This window comes from Actinoplanes sp. NPDC024001 (assembly GCF_040638955.1).
In the GTDB taxonomy this organism is placed as follows: domain Bacteria; phylum Actinomycetota; class Actinomycetes; order Mycobacteriales; family Micromonosporaceae; genus Actinoplanes.
In genome coordinates, this window is the sequence record NZ_JBEZZB010000095.1 from 22,689 (window position 1) to 40,761 (window position 18,073).

An 18,073-nucleotide genomic window follows, 5' to 3' on the forward strand; every position below is an offset into this window, starting at 1 on the left:
GGGCTGCTCGATCTTCCCGGGCAGCAGCGTTGTGATGTTGTCACTGTCCGAAGAAGAGGGCCGGGCGAATGGCGGCGCTACGCTACTTGGAGTGCCGTCCGTCATGGCGTAAGGTCGGGCCTCGTTTCCGGGTCTGGAAAACCCAGAATCGGATCTTGGCCATGGCCCCCGGCTCGACAAAGAGCCGCGCTGTGCGTATTCGGCGCGTGAACGGTAGGTAGCATTGAAGAATGCCGGAGGTGCCGTGGTTGACCGGCCGTCCGTGGGGGGCGTGAGCGCCGATTCGGCGGGCTCACCGGACAGTCGTGGTCACCGGCTGCCGGACCCCGGTCCAGAAGTGATCATGCTGGAGACCGGGGATCAGCTGGACTCCGCGGCGAAGCTGCTGTGGGCGGTCTGGGACGCCGCGACCGACGCCGAGCGCAGCGAGGTGATCAGCGCGAGCATGCTGCGCACGCTCGCCCACGCCGGCAACTACGTCGCCGGCGCCTATCTGGACGGCGAGTTGGTCGGGTGCACGGTCGGTCTGTTCGGCCGGCGCGGCAAGGGCGCTGATTACCTGCACTCGCACATCACCGGCGTCCATCAACCCGAACGTAATCGTGGCACCGGTTTCGCGTTGAAACGGCACCAGCGGCTGTGGGCCCTGGAGTGTGGTTATGACACCGTTACCTGGACTTTCGATCCGTTGGTGTCACGCAATGGATACTTCAATTTCTGCAAGCTCGGCGCTACCGTTTCTGAATATGTGAAAGATTTCTACGGTCAGATCAATGACGGCGCCAACAATGGTGATCACACCGACCGATTGATCGTGAATTGGTCACTGCGTTCGGAACGTGTCGAGCAGGCCATGCGAGACGAGCCGGGCTGGCCGAAACACGCCAGGGTGGTGCCCGGCGCGGAGGTGGTCGCCGTTCCGAAGGACATCAGGGCGCTCCGGGACGCCGATCCCCGGCGGGCCTCCGCCGCGCGATTGGAAACGCGCGAGCGATTCCTGCGACTGCTCGACGCCGGCTATCAGATCGTCGGCATGAGCCGGGGCCACGACTACGTCCTGCTTCCGGCGGGGATGACCCCGGAGTACGAGTCGTGAAGGTCGACCGCATCGAGCTCCACCACGTGCGGCTGCCGCTGGTGGCACCCTTCCAGACGTCCTTCGCCACCGAGCACGACCGCGACGCCCTGCTGGTCATGGTCCGTACCCCGGACGGCGACGGCTGGGGTGAGTGCGTGGCGATGCAGACCCCCTGCTACTCCGCGGAATACCTGGACGGCACCGTGCACGTCCTGCGGGAGTTCCTCATCCCGCTGCTGCGGAAACTGCCGGTCCTCTCCGCCGAGGCGGCCGGTGAGGCCTTCACCGAGGTGAAGGGCCACCCCATGGCGAAGGCCGCGCTGGAGACCGCGATCCTCGACGCGCAGCTGCAGACGTCCGGCACCTCGCTGGCCGACTATCTGGCCGGCGGCAAGGAGCACCGGGAGCGGGTTCCGGCGGGGGTCTCCGTCGGCATCATGCCGTCCCTGCGTCAGCTCCTCGAGGCGGTCGACGGCTACCTGGCCGCCGGATACCAGCGCATCAAACTGAAGATCCAGCCGGGCTGGGACGTGGAGCCGGTCCGCGCGGTGCGCGAGAAGTTCGGCGCCGTCCCGCTCCAGGTCGACGCCAACGGGGCGTACACGAAAGTGGACGCCGCCGCGGCGCTCAAGCCGCTGGACGAGTTCGACCTTCTGATGGTCGAGCAGCCGCTGGCCGACGACGACCTGTGGGGCCACGCCGAGCTGGCCCGCCGGCTGAACACCAGGATCTGCCTGGACGAGTCGATCACCTCGCCCGCCGACGCGGTCACGGCGATCCGGATGCGGGCCGCGGCCATCATCAACATCAAGCCCGGCCGGGTCGGTGGCTATCTGCAGGCGAAGCGGATCCACGACATCTGCCGGCAGAACGACGTACCGGTCTGGGTGGGCGGCATGCTGGAGACCGGCGTGGGCCGCGCCGCCAATCTCGCCCTCGCCTCCCTGCCGAACTTCCGCCTGGTCGGCGACCTGTCCGCCTCGGACCGCTTCTTCGAGCGCGACATCACCCCACCGTTCGTGATGACCGACGGCCACATCAACGTCCCCACCGCCCCCGGCATCGGCGTCAAGCCGTTCGAGTCAGTAACCCAAGACTCCACCCCCGTGGTAATCCGCTTCTAACCCCCGACAAGAGCCCACCCGGCCCACCCCGGAGGGCTAGGGGCTAGGACCGAGGCTAGAAGCGCGACTGGCGCCGGCTACCGCTCTCCATGACCCGTCGCTGAGCGACCGGCCCGCCGGACGTCTCCACGTGCCCACCGACGGGGTTCCGCGTATCCCGGTGCTTGAAGCGCGATCAGCGCCGTTTCGCACTCACCATGATCCGTCGCTGAGCGACCGGCCCGCCGAACCTCTCCACGCGCCCACCCGACGGGGCTCCGGGGTATCCCCGGCGTGGGGTCTGGGGCTCGTGCCCCAGGCAGAAAAAGCACGATGGGCACCAGGTTCGCGCTTACCGCGAACACAGGTGCCCTGCTAATCGTGCCCCCGGCAGGATTCGAACCTGCGCTTTCGCCTCCGGAGGGCGACGCTCTATCCCCTGAGCTACGGGGGCCCAGTGGTTCAGAAGCCTAGCAGGCCCGCCGGAGCCCTCGCCAACCGGTTCCGGCGGTGTCGCCCGTCAGCTCTGCTGAACCTGCTTGAGCAGGGAGTCGATCAGCTGGATCTCGCCCTGCTGGGCGGTGACCATGCTCTGCGCGATCCAGTCCACGTTCTCTTCGTCGGAGAGTTCCACGGCCTCCTGGGCCATGTGCACGCCGCCGAGGTGGTGTGCCCGCATCAGGGTGAGGAACTGGACGTCCAGATCCTTGCCGGTGGCCTTGCGCAGCGCCGCCATCTGTTCGCTGGTGGCCATGCCGGGCATCAGGCCGTTGACGATCGAGCCTTCCGCGTCGGGCATCCACGCCATCGGCTCGTCGCTGCCGGTCGGGCCGAGGTCCCAGTCGCGCAGCCAGGACTGCATGTAGCCGATCTGCGCCTGCTGGGTGGTGGCGATGTCCGCGGAGAGGGTGACGATCTGCGGGGTGTCCGAGCCGGCGTGGGCGATCATCGCCATTTCGACGGCCTGGGCGTGGTGGGTGGACATGTCCCGCAGGAAGCCGGCCTCCACCGAGTCGTCGCCGGGCTGGGTGAGCCGGGGCAGGACGAGACCGCCAGCGACGCCGAGGAGCAGGCCGACGAGGAGCAGTGCGACACCGAGGTAGCCGAACCGGCTCCCGGAGGGTGCCGCCTCCCCGGGCGCGGTGCGCGCGCCCGAGGAGGTGACGTCAGTGCTCATCCGGCCGGCTGCTCCATGGTCCCGCCGTTGGCGGCGCCGGCCGTGATCGGGCCGGTGGTGGTGTTGCCGCTGGAGCAGGCCGCGCCCGGCTCCATCGAGGCCTTCACCCGGCCCGCCTTGATGAAGGTGTCGATGCGCTCGTCGTTCGCGTCGTCGACCTTGAGCTGGTAGCCCCAGACCTGCACCGAGACGTTCTTGTCGAGATTGGCGACCGGGGACATGAACATGTAGTCCTGGCCCTGGACCTTCGCCTGCAGCGCCTGCACCTGGTCGGCGGCGAGGCCCTGCTTGTAGGTGATCCAGACGGCGCCGTGCTCGAGGCTGTGCACCGCGTACTCGTTGGCGATGGGCTCGCTGTAGATGTCGCCCATGCAGTTCTGCCAGGCCTGGTTGTGCGCGCCACCGACCGGCGGGTTGGTCACGTAGGTCTGCGCGCCGTCCTTGTGGGTCCGGTCGTCGATCTGCGGGTTCTTCTGCGACCGGTAGTCGACGACACCCTTGATCTCGGCGACCTGCTCGTCCCACGGGCGGGAGCCCTTGACCGAGGCGAAGACGCCGTAGCCGATGATGCCCACGGCGATCAGCACCACCACACCGGCGACCATGATCGGTCCCCAGTTGCGTCCGCCGGCCACCTTGACCGGGGTGACAGGCTTGCGGCCCTTGCCGCCCGGGCGGTTGCCGCCCGGCCGGTTACCTCCGGACTTGCCCGCCGGTGGCTTGCCCTGGCCGGTGGTCTTGCCGACCTTGACCGTGGACGGGACCCGTTCGGGACCCGGCGTGCTCATACTCATCGCGCCTCGTCGATTCTTGAAGATAGGAAGGGGCGGGGCTCGGGTGGCCGCCGAACGCCGAAGTCTACCCCCGATAGCATGGCCGGGTGACTCCCGCCAACCTTGCTGACACCGTTCTCTCAGCTGCTCGTGCCGTATTCGAGACGCGTGGACTCGACGTCGCGGCGCTGCCCGCCACGACGGCGGTGGAGCGACCGCGTAACCCCGAGCACGGCGACTACGCCTCCACGCTGGCCCTGCAACTGGGCAAGAAGGTCGGTGTGGCCCCGCGTGAGCTGGCCTCCGCGCTCGCCGAGGAGCTGGGCCGGCGCGACGGGATCAAGTCGGTGGAGATCGCCGGTCCGGGCTTCCTGAACATCCGGCTGGACGCGGCGGCCGCCGGTGTGCTGGCGCGCGACATCGTGCTCGCCGGTTCAGCTTACGGCCGGACCGACCGCCTCGCCGGGGAGCGGATCAATCTGGAGTTCGTCTCGGCGAACCCGACCGGCCCGGTGCACATTGGCGGGGTCCGGTGGGCCGCGGTCGGCGACGCCCTGTCGCGCCTGCTGCGCACCGCCGGCGCGGACGTCGGTACGGAGTACTACTTCAACGACGCCGGCTCGCAGATCGACCGGTTCGCGCGGTCGCTGCTGGCCAGCGCGAAGGGTGAGCCGGCCCCGGAGGACGGTTACGGCGGGGCGTACATCGCGGAGATCGCCTCCGACGTGGTCAAGCGCTCCCCGGAGGTGCTGGCCCAGCCGGACGAGCAGGCGCAGGAGACGTTCCGCCGGGTCGGCGTCGAGCTGATGTTCGCCGAGATCAAGAAGTCGCTCGCCGAGTTCGGGGTGGACTTCGACACCTACTTCAACGAGAAGGACCTGCACGACCGGGGTGAGCTGCAGGAGGCTCTGGACCGGCTGCGCGAGCAGGGGCACGTCTTCGAGTCCGACGGCGCGACCTGGTTGCGTACCACTGATTTCGGTGACGACAAGGACCGCGTGCTGCGCAAGTCCGACGGCGACTGGACCTATTTCGCCGCCGACTGCGCCTACTACCTGGACAAGCGCAAGCGCGGCTTCGACCGGGTCGTGATCATGCTGGGCGCCGACCACCACGGTTACATCGGCCGGATGAAGGCGATGGCGGCGTGCTTCGGCGACGACCCCGCGAAGAACCTGGAGATCCTGATCGGCCAGTTGGTCAACCTGGTCCGTGACGGCGAGCCGGTGCGGATGAGCAAGCGGGCCGGCACGGTGGTCACCCTGGAGGACTTCGTCGACGCTTTAGGGGTCGACGCGACCCGGTACGCGTTGGCACGGTACTCGAGTGACTCCCCGATCGACATCGACATCGATCTGTGGACCAGCGCGAGCCGGGAGAACCCGGTCTACTACGTGCAGTACGTGGCGGCCCGGACCGCCAGCGTGTCCCGCAACGCCGCCGAGGTCGGGCTGACCCGCGGTGAGCCGGACGAGTTCCGGCCGGAGCTGCTCAGCAACGAGAAGGAGAACGAGCTTCTCAAGGCCCTGGGCGAGTACCCGGAGACGGTCGCGTTCGCGGCGCAGCACCGCGAGCCGCACCACGTCGCCCGGCTGCTGGAGAAGATCGCCGGCGCCTTCCACCGGTTCTACGACGAGCCGGCCTGCCGGATCCTGCCGAAGGGCGAGGAGCCGATCGGTGACGGCAACCGCGCACGGCTCTGGCTCAACGACGCCACCCGTACGGTGATCGCGAACGGTTTGAGCCTGCTCGGCGTCTCGGCCCCGGAGAGGATGTAGGCATGCGCGCACACGAGGCCGGGGCCCTGCACGGTGACCTCGGTAGCCGGGGGCCGGCCTGGCTGCGTACGCCGGAGGACGTGAACGCCCTGGTGCCGCAACTGTGGCCGCGGACCGTGACCAGGAGCGAGGCCGGCGCTCTGGAGATCGGCGGCGTGGGCGTCGCCGAGCTGGCGGCCGACTACGGCACCCCGGCCTACCTGCTCGACGAGGACGACCTGCGGGCCCGGTGCCGGGACTTCGCGGCCGCCTTCGCCGGCGCCGACGTCTATTACGCGGGCAAGTCGTTCCTCTGCAAGGCGGTGGTCCGGGTGGTCGAGGAGGAGGGCCTCTTCCTCGACGTCTGCTCCGGCGGCGAGCTGGCGGTGGCGCTGGCGGCCGGGTTCCCGCCCGAGCGGCTCGGTTTCCACGGCAACAACAAGTCGGTGTCCGAGCTGTCCCGCGCGCTGGAGGCGGGCGTCGGCCGGATCATCGTCGACTCGTTCCACGAGATCGACCGCCTGACCGAGCTGGCGCAGCAGTCGGGCAAGCGGCCGGGCGTGCTGATCCGGGTCACGGTCGGTGTCGAGGCGCACACCCACGAGTTCATCGCCACCGCGCACGAGGACCAGAAGTTCGGCTTCTCCCTCGCCGGCGGCGCCGCCTTCGCCGCGGCCGCGAAGATCATCGACGAGGGCGTGCTCGACCTGCGCGGCCTGCACTCGCACATCGGCTCGCAGATCTTCGACACCAGCGGGTTCGAGGTGGCCGCCCGCCGGGTCCTGGAGCTGCAGGCGCAGATCCGCGACGCCCGGGGCGTCGAGCTGCCGGAACTGGATCTCGGCGGCGGCTTCGGTATCGCGTACACCACCCAGGACGACCCGTCCACGCCCGGCGATCTGGCGAAGCGGATCAACAAGATCGTCGAGTCGGAGTGCGAGCTGGCGTCGCTGCGCGTGCCGAAGCTCTCCATCGAGCCGGGCCGGGCCATCGTCGGGCCTGCCGTGCTCACTCTCTACGAGGTGGGCACGGTCAAGGACGTCGACGGCATCCGGACGTATGTGAGCGTCGACGGCGGCATGAGCGACAACATCCGGACCGCCCTCTACGACGCCTCCTACTCGGCCACGGTGGCGAACCGGCGCAGCGACGCGGAGCCGATGCTCGCCCGCGTTGTGGGAAAACATTGTGAGTCGGGGGACATCGTCGTGAAGGATGAATTCCTGCCCGCCGACGTGCAGCCCGGAGATCTTCTTGCGGTGCCGGGCACCGGTGCCTACTGCCGGAGCATGGCCAGCAACTACAACCACGTTCCTCGGCCGCCCGTGGTGGCGGTGCGCGACGGCGCCGCCCGCGTCATCGTGCGGCGCGAGACCGAGGACGACCTGCTTGCATTGGATGTTGGATGAGCCCAGTGAGATCGGTCCGCCTCGCCCTGCTCGGCTGCGGCACCGTCGGTACTGAAGTGGTCCGGCTGCTGCACGAGCAGGCCGACGACCTGACCGCACGGATCGGCGCCCCGCTGGAGCTGGCCGGCATCGCGGTGCGCCGGCCGGGCCGCGAGCGCGGCGACCTGCCGGTCGACCCGTCGCTGTTCACCACGGACGCGCTCGGCCTGGTCAAGCGGGACGACGTGGACGTGGTGATCGAGGTCGTCGGCGGCATCGAGCCGGCCCGGAGCTGGCTGATCGAGGCGCTGCGGGCGGGCAAGAGCGTGGTCACGGCGAACAAGGCCCTGCTCGCCGAGGACGGCGGCACGCTGCACGACGCCGCCACCGAGGGCAACGCCGACCTCTACTACGAGGCGTCGGTGGCCGGGGCCATCCCGCTGCTGCGACCGCTGCGCGAGTCGCTGCACGGTGACCGCGTGGCCGCGGTCACCGGCATCGTGAACGGCACCACCAACTTCATCCTCTCCTCCATGGCGGCCACCGGCGCGGGCTTCGACGAAGCCCTCCAGGAGGCCACCGAGCTGGGGTACGCGGAAGCCGACCCGACCGCCGACGTGGAGGGGTTCGACGCCGCCGCGAAGGCCGCGATCCTCGCCTCGCTCGCCTTCCACACCCGGGTCACCGCCGCCGACGTGTTCCGCGAGGGCATGACCGGGGTGACCGCCGGCGACATGGCCAGCGCCAAGGAGATGGGCTGCACGATCAAGCTGCTCTGCATCGCGCAGCGCGGCGCGGGCCCGGACGGCGCGGAGACGGTCTCGGTGCGGGTGCACCCGGCGATGATTCCGCTCAGCCACCCGCTCGCCGGCGTGGGCGACGCCTTCAACGCGGTCTTCGTGGAGGCGGAGGCGGCCGGCCCGCTGATGTTCTACGGCCGGGGCGCCGGTGGCCGGCCGACTGCCAGCGCGGTGCTCGGTGACATCGTCGCGGCCGCGCGGAACAAGCTGACCGGCACCCGCGCGCCCAGCGAGAGCAACTACGCCCGGCTGACGGTGCGCCCGATCGGCGAGTCGCTGACCCGCTACCACATCAGCCTGGACGTGGCCGAGCGGCCGGGCGTGCTGGCGAAGGTGGCCGGGGTCTTCGCCGACCACGAGGTCTCCATCGCGACGGTCCGGCAGTCGGGTCGTGAGGATGACGCGAAATTGGTCATCGTCACCCACAGTGCTCCGGACGCGGCTCTGGCGGCTACCGTCGAGGCACTGTCCGGGCTGGACATCGTCCGGTCGATCGCCAGCGTGCTGCGCGTCGAGGGAGGAGCCGGTTAGTGCTGGACCACGTGGGGTTCCAATGTGCTGACCTGGAGCGCAGTGCGGCGTTCTACGACGCCGTGCTGGCTCCGCTGGGTGGCCGCCGGCTGCTCGACTTCAAGGTCGCGATCGGCTACGGGACCGACCACGCGGACTTCTGGATCGGCGAGTTCAACTCCGGTGCGGGCTTCCGTGAGTCCCACATCGCGTTCGCCGCGGCCGACCGGGCCGCGGTGGACGCCTTCTTCCGGGCCGCGGTCGCCGCCGGCGCCGAGGTGTTGCACGAGCCGGGCCTGCACCCGGAGTACCACGAGCACTATTACGGCGCGTTCGTGCGCGATCCGGACGGCAACAACGTCGAGGCCGTCTGTCACCGTCCCGAATAATGGGCAGACGGTCTCAAGAAACGGATGGTTGAGGCACGCTGTGCCGGACCAGCGAGTGAGGAGTGGACCATGTGGCGGGGCTTGATTGAGGCGTACCGGGACCGGCTGCCGGTCACCGACGCCACGCCGGTGGTCTCGCTGCACGAGGGGAACACGCCGCTCGTGCCGGCGCCGGTGCTGTCCCAGCGGGTCGGCGCCGACGTCTACCTCAAGGTCGAGGGCGCCAACCCGACCGGCTCGTTCAAGGACCGCGGCATGACCATGGCCGTGTCGAAGGCGGTCGAGGAGGGCGCGAAAGCGATCATCTGCGCCTCGACCGGCAACACCAGCGCGTCCGCCGCGGCCTACGCGGCCCGGGCCGGGATCACCTGCGCGGTCCTGGTGCCGCAGGGCAAGATCGCGCTCGGCAAGCTGGCCCAGGCGCTGGTGCACGGCGCCCGCCTGCTCCAGGTCGACGGCAACTTCGACGACTGCCTCGCGCTCGCCTCGAAACTCTCCCAGGACTACCCGGTGGCCCTGGTCAACTCGGTGAACATCTTCCGCCTGCACGGGCAGAAGACCGCCTCCTTCGAGATCGTCGAGGCGCTCGGCGACGCTCCGGACATCCACTGCCTGCCGGTCGGCAACGCCGGCAACATCTCGGCGTACTGGATGGGTTACCAGGAGGACCGGGCGGCCGGCAACGCCACCCGGCTGCCGAAGATGTTCGGTTTCCAGGCCTCCGGCGCCGCCCCGATCGTGAACGGTCAGGTCGTCGAGAACCCGTCGACGATCGCCACCGCGATCCGGATCGGCAACCCGGCCAGCTGGACCAAGGCCCTCGACGCGCGCGACGCGTCCGGTGGCCTGATCTCCGCGGTCACCGACCGGGACATCCTGAACGCCTACCGCCTGCTGGCCCGTGAGGTCGGCGTCTTCGTCGAGCTGGGCAGCGCGGCCAGTGTCGCCGGGCTGCTCCAGCAGGCCGCCGCGGGGAAGATCCCGGCCGGTTCCCGGGTGGTCTGCACGGTGACCGGCCACGGTCTCAAGGACCCGGAGTGGGCCATCTCCACCGCGCCCTCGCCGACCATCATCGCCAACGACGCCCTGCTCGCCGCGAAGGCGCTCGACCTCGCCTGACCCGGCGAGGCGGCGCGTAGCGTCGACGGAAACGGATCGTCTACCCTCTTGCGGGTGATTGACGCTCCCGCTGTGTCGCCGGCCACGCCGGTCGCCGCCGAAGCTCCCGTACGGAAAGCCCGCCAGTGGGAGTTCGACGCCCTGCGCGTGGTCGCCATCAGCGGTGTCGTCGCCATCCACGTGGTCGGCCTGTTCCTGGCCAACCGAGAGCTGCGGGGCACCCTGCGGTGGTGGATCGCGGCCGTCATCGACATCGGCGCGATCTGGGCCGTCCCGGCCTTCGTGATGCTCAGCGGGGCGCTCGTGCTGGCGCCGGCGGCCCACGCGGCCGGGCCGCGGGCGTTCTACCGCAAGCGGTTCGTCCGGATCCTGCCGGCCATGATCGTGTGGCACCTGATCTACCTGTTCGTGGTGCGGATCTGGCTGAACGAGCAGGCGCTCACCGTCAAGGGCGTGGCGATCCTGGTGATCGACGCCCGGGTCTACACAGCGCTGTACTTCCTCTGGCTGATCGCCGGGCTCTACCTGGTCGCGCCGGTGCTGGTGCCGTTCCTGCAGGCGGGCGGCCCGCGGCGGGCCTATCTCACGGCGGCCGCGATCCTCGGCTGGACCCTCGTCGTGTGGATCATTCCGCCGGTCTCCGGCCTGCTCGGTGTCGCGCGGCCGATCACCCTGGGCGCCTGGACGATGTGGTGCTCGTACGTCGGCTACTTCGTCGCCGGTTACGCGCTGCGCAACCTGGTGCTGCGCGGGCGTGCGCTGGCCGCGGTGGCGCTCCTCGGCGCGGTCGCGCTCGCCGAGGTGATCTGGCACTACGGCAACCGGGGCCGGTTCCCCGTGCTGGACGCGCTCCTGCCGGTCTCCGCCTTCGGCGCCGCGGTGGCCACGTCGGCGATCTGCATCTTCCTGGTGGCGGCCGGGATCGGCGGGCTGTGGACCCCGGCCGAGCCGGTGCAGCGCGTCTTCAAGCAGCTCTCCGACGCCTCGTTCGGCGTCTTCCTGGTGCACCTGCTCATCCTGGCGCTGGTGCAGCGGGCCGTCCCGGTGATCAAGGCGGGTGACGACCTGACCGCCCTGCTGATCGCCTATGCCGGGATCCTGGTGGCGTCCTTCGCGGTCTCGATGGGCGCGGCCCGCGTGCCCTACCTACGTTCGATCTTCTGAGGCGGCGCGCAGCAGGATCTGCATCGCGTCCGCCACGGTGGCGAGCTCCTCGGCTGAGAGCCGGCTGAGGAGCTCACGCTGATGCGCCGCCCCGGCGGTGATGATGCCGTCGATGACCTCGGTGCCCGCTTTCGTGAGGCCGATCCGGCGGACCCGCCGATCGCGCTGGTCCTCGGTGCGCGTGATCAGCTCCTGCACCGCCAGCCGGTCGACCATGCCGCTGAGTGCCGCGGCGCCGACGCCCAGCATCCGGGCCAGCTCGCCGCCGGAGACGGTGCCGTGCCGGGAGAGCAACAAAAGGATCTTCAGCTGCGACATGGTCAGGTGGGTCTCGACCAGCGGACCTGACCGGTCATCGGCAAACAGGTGCTGCAGCCGGATCTGCGCGCCCATGATGTCTGCGATGAGCTTCTCTTTCTCGCTCAGCGCTTGCTCCTTTGATGACGTGCTGATGGCCGGGGTGCGTCCACCTGATGACGGACGCTACCAGGGGGACCCGATCGAAAACCATTTGTTCGCGTCAGGCAAAATATCAGCATCGACCGAACTTTTCTCGGGGGAGTGCCCATGTCAGCTCTGACACGGCTCAGCCTTGCCAACCGAGGTCTGGTGGCGCTGATCGCGATAGTGATCAGCGGCTTCGGCCTCTATGCGATCCCGTCTCTCAAGCAGCAACTGTTCCCCTCGATCGAGCTGCCCGCCGCGTTCGTCAGCGCGGCGCTGCCCGGCGCCTCTCCGGAGGCCGTCGAGGAGCAGGTGACCAAGCCGATCGAGGACGCGGTCAAGGGCATCGACGGCATCGACAGCGTGACCTCGACCTCCCGGGAGAACGTGTCCAGTGTCGTCGTGCTCTTCGAGTTCGGCACGGACATCGAGTCCGCGGTCAACCAGGTCACCACGTCGGTCAACCGGATCCAGTCCCAGCTGCCGGAGAACGTCGACCCGCAGGTCTTCGCCGGCGGCACCGACGACATCCCGGCGATCGTGCTGGCCGCCTCCGGCGGTGACGGCGAGGCCGACCTGCTCAACCGCCTCAACGAGACCGTGGTGCCGGAGCTGAACGCCATCGAGGGCGTGCGCGACACCCAGGTCACCGGCGCCCGGGCCGAGCAGGTGGTGATCACCCCCGACCTGGCGAAGATGGGCGCGGCCGGTGTCGACCCCACGTCGCTCACCCAGGTGCTGCAGGCCAACGGCATCTCCATCCCGGCCGGCGCGGTCGTCGAGGGCGACAAGTCGCTGACCGTGCAGGTGGGCACCCCGATCACGACGGTCGACCAGCTCAAGGCCGTCTACGTGACCGGCTCGCGCGGGCCGGTGAAGCTCGGTGACATCGCCGCGGTGGAGAGCAAGCTGCCGGTCGCGGAGTCGTACACGCGGACCGACGGGGTGGACAGCCTCGGCATCGCGGTCACCGCCCGGCCGGACGGCAACCCGGTCTCGATCTCGCACGAGGTCCGCGACATCCTCGACGACCTGCAGACGAACTCCGGCGCCACGCTGACGGTGATCACCGACCAGGCGCCGTACGTCGAAGAGTCGATCAAGAGCTTGACCACCGAGGGCCTGCTGGGCCTGGTGATGGCCGTGGTGGTCATCCTGGTCTTCCTGCTCAGCGTCCGGTCCACCCTCGTCACCGCGGTCTCCATCCCGCTCTCCGTGCTGATCGCCCTGATCGCGCTCTGGATGGGTGACTACACGCTCAACCTGCTGACCCTCGGCGCGCTCACCATCGCCGTCGGGCGGGTGGTCGACGACTCGATCGTCGTGCTGGAGAACATCAAACGGCATTTGGAGTACGGCGAGGAGAAGGTCCACGCCATCCTCGGCGCGGTGAAGGAGGTGGCCGGCGCGGTCACCGCCTCCACGCTCACCACGGTCGCCGTCTTCGCCCCGATCGCGCTGGTCGGTGGCCTGGTCGGGCAGATCTTCTCGTCCTTCGCGATCACCGTGACGGTGGCTCTGCTGGCCTCGCTGCTGGTGTCGCTGACCGTGGTGCCGGTGCTGGCGTTCTGGTTCCTGAAGCCGCCGCCCGCCGACGCCGACACCGAGGCGATCCGTCAGGCCGCCGAGGAGAAGGAGCTGCGCAGCCCGCTGCAGCGCGGTTACCTGCCGGTGATCCGGTTCGCCACCACCAAGCGCTGGACCACGGTGCTGATCGGCATCGCGGTGCTGATCGGCACGTTCGCGCTGAGCACCCGCCTGGAGACGAACTTCCTGGACGAGTCCGGCCAGGACAGCCTCACCGTCTCCCAGGAGCTGCCGGCCGGCACCAGCCTCGCGGCCACCGACGCGGCGGCCAAGAAGGTCGAGGCGATCATCGCCGACCGCGACGACGTGAAGACCTACCAGGTCACCGTGGGCGGCAGCGCGGCCAACCCGTTCGCCGGTGGCGGCGGCGCCGGGACCGCCACGTTCAACGTGGCCCTGGAGGAGGACGCCGACGCGGCTGTGGTCGGCGACGAACTGCGCGACGAGTTCGGCAAGCTGACCGGCGCCGGTGAGATCAAGGTCGGTCAGGAGGGCTCCGGGCTGGGCGGCAGCCAGCTCTCCGTCCAGGTGCAGGCGGCCGACACGAAGGTGCTGGCCGACGCAACCGAGCAGGTCCGCGCCGCGATGGCCGGGATCTCCGGCGTCACGGATGTCGACACCACTCTCGCCGCGGCTGTTCCGCGCATCGACGTGGTGGTCAACCGCGAGGCCGCGGCCAAGGCCGGCCTCACCGAGGCGCAGATCGGCCAGGTCGTCGCTTCCCGCTTCCGGCCGGCGCCGGCCGGTCAGATCAGCGTCGACGGTACGGCGCAGGACGTGGTCATCTCGTTCGGTGCCGCGCCCGCCGACCCGGCCGCGCTGCGTGCCCTGCCGCTGACCACGCCGGGCGGTGTGGTTCCGCTGGACCAGGTCGCCGACGTCAAGCAGGTCAACGGCCCGGAGCAGGTGACCCGCACCGACGGCAACCGCACCGCGACGGTCACCGGCACGGTCACCGGCTCCAACCTGTCCGCGGTGAACCAGGACCTGACGAAGAAGCTCGACGCGCTGCAGCTCCCGCCCGGTGCCGAGACCACCGTGGGTGGTGTCAGCGCCGACCAGCAGGAGGCGTTCTCGCAGCTCGGCCTCGCCGTGCTGGCCGCCATCGCGATCGTCTTCATCATCATGGTGGCGACGTTCCGCAGCATCGTGCAGCCGATCATCCTGCTGGTGTCGATCCCGTTCGCGGCGACCGGCGCGATCGGCCTGCTCCTGGTCACCGGCACCCCGCTCGGCGTCCCGGCGCTGATCGGCATCCTGATGCTGGTCGGCATCGTGGTCACCAACGCGATCGTGCTGATGGACCTGATCAACCACTACCGGGCCGCCGGGATGGGCGTCCAGGAAGCGGTGGTCGAGGGCGGCCGGCACCGTCTGCGGCCGATTCTGATGACCGCGATCGCGACCATCTTCGCGCTGATCCCGATGGCGCTCGGCCTCACCGGTGAGGGCGGCTTCATCTCCCAGCCGCTCGCCATCGTGGTGATCGGTGGTCTGATCAGCTCCACGCTGCTGACCCTGGTCCTGGTGCCGACGCTCTACACCATGGTGGAGAACCGCAAGGAGAAGTCGCGGGCCAAGCGCGCCGCCAAGCGGCTCCGCAAGGGACAGGGGGCCACGCCGGTCGGCCCGGCTCCGGAGCCGCCGGCTGCCGAGCCGGTCGCCGAGGACGCGGTGCCCGCCACCGTGCCGGACACGGCGAGGGCGCCGGAGGCGGCACAGCCGGACGGCGACGGGGCCAAGGACAACGGGGCCCTGCGCGGTTACACCGACCAGTTCGAGGTGCTCAAGATGCCTCGCAAGCAGGACAAGCCCGAAGAGTAAGCGATAGCGAACACCCGATGCCCGGCCCTCGTGGCCGGGCATCGGCGTCTCTGCGACCGGTAGGGTTCAGTACGTGCCAACAGCGTTCTCGGTCCTTACCCGCAACCGTGACTTCCGCCGTCTCTTCGCGGCCGAGCTCGTGGTCTTCGGCGCCGACTGGTTCGTCATGGTGCCGCTGCTGGTGCTGCTGCCCGAGCTGACCGGCAGCGGCGCGTGGGGTGCGCTGGTGCTCGCCGCCGACACCGGCATCATCGCGCTGCTGCTGCCCTACACCGGCACGGTCGCCGACCGGGTGGACCGGCGCAAGATCCTGGTGCTGGCGAACCTGGCCGCGTTCGTCTCGGTGCTGCTGCTGTTCGCGGTGCGCTCGGCGGCCACCGCTCCGCTGGCACTGGTCGCGGTCGGCGCCATCGCCGTGTCGAAGGCGTTCTACTCTCCGGCCGCGTCCGCCGCCCTGCCGAACGTGGTCGATCCCGCCGACCTGGCCGCGGCGAACACCGTGGCCGGCTCCGCGTGGGGCACCATGACCGTGGTCGGTGCGTCGCTCGGTGGCGTCGTGAGCAGCGTCTTCAGCCCGTACGTCTGCTTCGGGGTGACCGCCGTCCTCCTGCTCACCGGAACTGTGCTGACCGCCCTGATCCGCCGGCCGCTGCAAGCGGCGCAGGGCGGCGCCGAGAAGGGCCAGTCGCTGCGCGCGATGTTCGAGGCGCTGCGGTACATCGCGGCCCGGCCGCGGGTCCGGGCGCTGGTCACGGTGAAGTCCGCGGTGGGTCTGGGCAACGGCGTGCTGACCGTGTTCCCGCTGATCGCGGCCGCGCACGGGGCCGGGGCGATCGGCGCCGGCCTGCTCTTCGCACTGCGCGGCGCCGGCGCGCTGGTCGGCCCGCTGGTGATGCGCCCGGTGCTGAACCGGCCGGCCTGGCTGCTGCCCGGCCTGGCCCTGTCCATGGGCCTGTACGGCGTCGGCTATCTCGGCGTGGCCTTCGCGCCGTGGTTCCCGCTGGTGCTGGCCCTGGTCTTCGTCGCGCACTTCGCCGGCGGCACCAACTGGGTGCTCTCCAACTTCGCGCTGCAGGCCGAGATCCCGGACGAGCTGCGGGGCCGGATCTTCGCCGTCGACATGATGCTGGCGACGCTCGCCATCGCGATCAGCCAGCTCGGCGCCAGCGTGTTCATCGACCGGGTCGACTCGCGGATCATTCTGGCCACCTGTGCGCTGATCACGCTCAGCTACGCGGTCGGCTGGCGGATCGCCACCCGGCGGCTCGCCCCGGTGGCCCCGGCGCCGGAGGCGAGCGACCGTCCGGCGCCGCGTGAGTGACTGTTCGGCGTCCCGATTACCGGGACCGGGGCACATCAGTTGAGATGATCAAGCCCTAGCATGTGGCGATGAGCCTGTCCTTCGTCACCGATCCCGTCTCGGTCAGCACGCCGGCGACCAGCGCCAATCTCGGTCCCGGCTTCGACTCGCTGGGTCTGGCGCTCACGCTCTACGACGACCTGACCGCAACCGTCAGCGGTACGTCGTACACGGTGACCGTGAGTGGCGAGGGCGCCGGTGACCTGCCGGGCGACGAGAGCCATCTGGTCGTCCGCGCCATGCTGGCGACCTTCGACGAGGTGGGCGGGCGACCGCCGGGCGTGGCGGTGGAGTGCCTCAACCGGATCCCGCAGGCGCGCGGCATGGGCAGCTCCTCGGCGGCCATCGTGGGCGGCGTGCAGCTGGCCCGCGGCCTGATCCGGGACGGCCGGCGGCTCATCGACGACGCGGCCGCGCTGCGCATCGCGACCCGGCTCGAGGGGCACCCCGACAACGTCGCGCCCTGCCTGCTCGGCGGCTTCACCATCGCCTGGATCGACGCGGACGGTGGGCGTGCGGTCAAACTGACCCCGGCCGAGGGCGTCCGCCCGACGGTTTTCGTTCCCGCCGAGCGTGGGTATACCGCGACCGCGCGCGCCGCGTTGCCGGCCGAGATCCCGCACGCGGACGGTGCGTTCAACGCGGGGCGGGCGGCGCTGCTGACGCACGCCCTCACCAGCGATCCATCCCTGCTGTTCCCGGCCACCGAGGACCGGCTGCACCAGGGGTACCGTGCCGCCGGCATGCCGGCCACCACCGCGCTGGTGGCGGCGTTGCGTTCGGCCGGTGTCGCCGCGGTGGTCAGCGGGGCGGGGCCGACCGTGCTGGCGTTGACCGAGGTCCCGGCCGATTTCACGCCGGGTGCGCACTGGCACAGCGAAGTGCTGGGCGTGGATGACGCCGGTGCTCGTGTGAAAGGGGGTATGGTGGAACACGCCGAGCGGGGTCCTGTTGCCGCAGGTCGCACGAGTTGACTACGCTCAAGACCTAGCACTGGGCTTCAAGAACAACCGCGAAGCAAGCGATTCTGTGCGGTTCGGCGCACCCCCGAGATTTCTGGGCCCTGGTGGCCTGTCTCAACTCTCATCAAGGCACACGCCGGGCAGCAGTCGATGGATCGCTGCACTCGCCGAGACCTACCCGTCAAGCCCTGGCGGGCAGGGATACCGTCGAGCTGCCGTGCTGCACGAAATTCCCGCGCCGCTTTCGCGAAGCGGGCTCCGAGGGCACCCGGCCCTGGCTGCAAGTTCCGGGTGATCTCGGGTTTTTTCCGACGGAAGGAATCCATTGAGCGACACCACCGACGTGACGTCGGGTGTTTCTGACGTCGCTGACGGCGCCGGCACCACCGCGACCGCTACGAAGCGCCGCCGTGGCGGCACCGGGCTGTCCGCGATGTTGCTGCCCGAGTTGCAGAGCCTCGCCGCTTCCCTCGGCATCTCCGGCACCGCCCGGATGCGCAAGGGTGAGCTGATCGCCGCGATCACCGAGCGCCAGAGCGGCGGCACCGCCGCTGCCGCCGAGCCGGCCCCGCGGCCGCGGACCAACGGCTCCGAGGCCGTCGCCGCAACCCCCGCTCCGGTCCAGGCCGCCCCGGTCG

The 18,073-nt window shown here is 70.0% G+C and carries 15 protein-coding genes and 1 tRNA gene; 12 read left to right on the plus strand and 4 right to left on the minus strand.

Annotation, left to right across the window (positions count from 1 at the left end):
- Positions 1-337: 337 nt before the first annotated feature.
- Positions 338-1,096 carry a GNAT family N-acetyltransferase gene (locus AB0F81_RS31355; protein WP_360203050.1) on the plus strand — a complete coding sequence of 253 codons (759 nt, stop codon included), beginning with the start codon at positions 338-340 and terminating at the stop codon, positions 1,094-1,096.
- Positions 1,093-2,202: an o-succinylbenzoate synthase gene (gene menC / locus AB0F81_RS31360; protein WP_360203051.1), complete on the plus strand. Its 1,110-nt coding sequence runs from the start codon at positions 1,093-1,095 to the stop codon at positions 2,200-2,202. The genes AB0F81_RS31355 and menC overlap by 4 nt, the downstream gene beginning before the upstream one ends.
- 361 nt (positions 2,203-2,563) lie before the next feature.
- Here the strand turns inward: menC and AB0F81_RS31365 are convergent.
- From AB0F81_RS31365 to AB0F81_RS31375, 3 genes are all read right to left on the minus strand, one after another.
- A tRNA-Arg gene (locus tag AB0F81_RS31365) sits at positions 2,564-2,635 on the minus strand.
- Positions 2,636-2,701: 66 nt separating this feature from the next.
- Entirely contained in the window at positions 2,702-3,358 is a 657-nt protein-coding gene (locus AB0F81_RS31370; protein ID WP_360203053.1) for a DUF305 domain-containing protein, read from the minus strand.
- Positions 3,355-4,152: a DUF3105 domain-containing protein gene (locus AB0F81_RS31375; RefSeq protein WP_360203055.1), complete on the minus strand. Its 798-nt coding sequence runs from the start codon at positions 4,150-4,152 to the stop codon at positions 3,355-3,357. The genes AB0F81_RS31370 and AB0F81_RS31375 overlap by 4 nt, the downstream gene beginning before the upstream one ends.
- Positions 4,153-4,238: 86 nt before the next feature.
- Here AB0F81_RS31375 and argS point away from each other — a divergent pair, with 86 nt between their 5' ends.
- From argS to AB0F81_RS31405, 6 genes are all read left to right on the plus strand, one after another.
- On the plus strand, positions 4,239-5,909 hold the full coding sequence (argS, locus tag AB0F81_RS31380; RefSeq protein ID WP_360203056.1) for an arginine--tRNA ligase: 1,671 nt from the start codon (positions 4,239-4,241) through the stop codon (positions 5,907-5,909).
- A gap of 2 nt (positions 5,910-5,911) precedes the next feature.
- Complete coding sequence (lysA, locus tag AB0F81_RS31385; protein WP_360203058.1) at positions 5,912-7,297, plus strand: diaminopimelate decarboxylase; 1,386 nt, start codon at positions 5,912-5,914, stop codon at positions 7,295-7,297.
- Positions 7,294-8,607 carry a homoserine dehydrogenase gene (locus tag AB0F81_RS31390; protein WP_360203060.1) on the plus strand — a complete coding sequence of 438 codons (1,314 nt, stop codon included), beginning with the start codon at positions 7,294-7,296 and terminating at the stop codon, positions 8,605-8,607. Before lysA ends, AB0F81_RS31390 begins: the two co-directional genes overlap by 4 nt.
- Positions 8,607-8,975, plus strand: coding sequence for a VOC family protein (locus tag AB0F81_RS31395; protein ID WP_360203062.1), 369 nt, complete (start codon positions 8,607-8,609; stop codon positions 8,973-8,975). The genes AB0F81_RS31390 and AB0F81_RS31395 overlap by 1 nt, the downstream gene beginning before the upstream one ends.
- 69 nt (positions 8,976-9,044) lie before the next feature.
- Positions 9,045-10,094, plus strand: coding sequence for a threonine synthase (gene thrC, locus AB0F81_RS31400; RefSeq protein ID WP_360203063.1), 1,050 nt, complete (start codon positions 9,045-9,047; stop codon positions 10,092-10,094).
- 54 nt (positions 10,095-10,148) lie between these two features.
- Positions 10,149-11,258: an acyltransferase family protein gene (locus AB0F81_RS31405; RefSeq protein WP_360203065.1), complete on the plus strand. Its 1,110-nt coding sequence runs from the start codon at positions 10,149-10,151 to the stop codon at positions 11,256-11,258.
- On the opposite strand, the gene AB0F81_RS31410 is transcribed toward AB0F81_RS31405, so the two are convergent.
- Positions 11,241-11,651 carry a MarR family transcriptional regulator gene (locus AB0F81_RS31410; RefSeq protein ID WP_360203067.1) on the minus strand — a complete coding sequence of 137 codons (411 nt, stop codon included), beginning with the start codon at positions 11,649-11,651 and terminating at the stop codon, positions 11,241-11,243. The genes AB0F81_RS31405 and AB0F81_RS31410 overlap by 18 nt on opposite strands.
- A gap of 174 nt (positions 11,652-11,825) precedes the next feature.
- On the opposite strand from AB0F81_RS31410, the gene AB0F81_RS31415 reads away from it, so the two are divergent.
- From AB0F81_RS31415 to AB0F81_RS31430, 4 genes are all read left to right on the plus strand, one after another.
- On the plus strand, positions 11,826-15,113 hold the full coding sequence (locus AB0F81_RS31415; protein WP_360203069.1) for an efflux RND transporter permease subunit: 3,288 nt from the start codon (positions 11,826-11,828) through the stop codon (positions 15,111-15,113).
- A 73-nt stretch (positions 15,114-15,186) separates the two neighbouring features.
- A complete protein-coding gene (locus tag AB0F81_RS31420) occupies positions 15,187-16,434 on the plus strand; it encodes an MFS transporter (protein ID WP_360203071.1) in 1,248 nt (415 codons plus the stop codon).
- A gap of 68 nt (positions 16,435-16,502) precedes the next feature.
- Positions 16,503-17,447, plus strand: a complete 945-nt coding sequence (gene thrB, locus AB0F81_RS31425; RefSeq protein ID WP_360203073.1) for a homoserine kinase — start codon at positions 16,503-16,505, stop codon at positions 17,445-17,447.
- Positions 17,448-17,760: 313 nt separating this feature from the next.
- Positions 17,761-18,073 (plus strand): Rho termination factor N-terminal domain-containing protein (locus AB0F81_RS31430; RefSeq protein WP_360203074.1); only part of this gene is annotated, 313 nt, incomplete at its 3' end.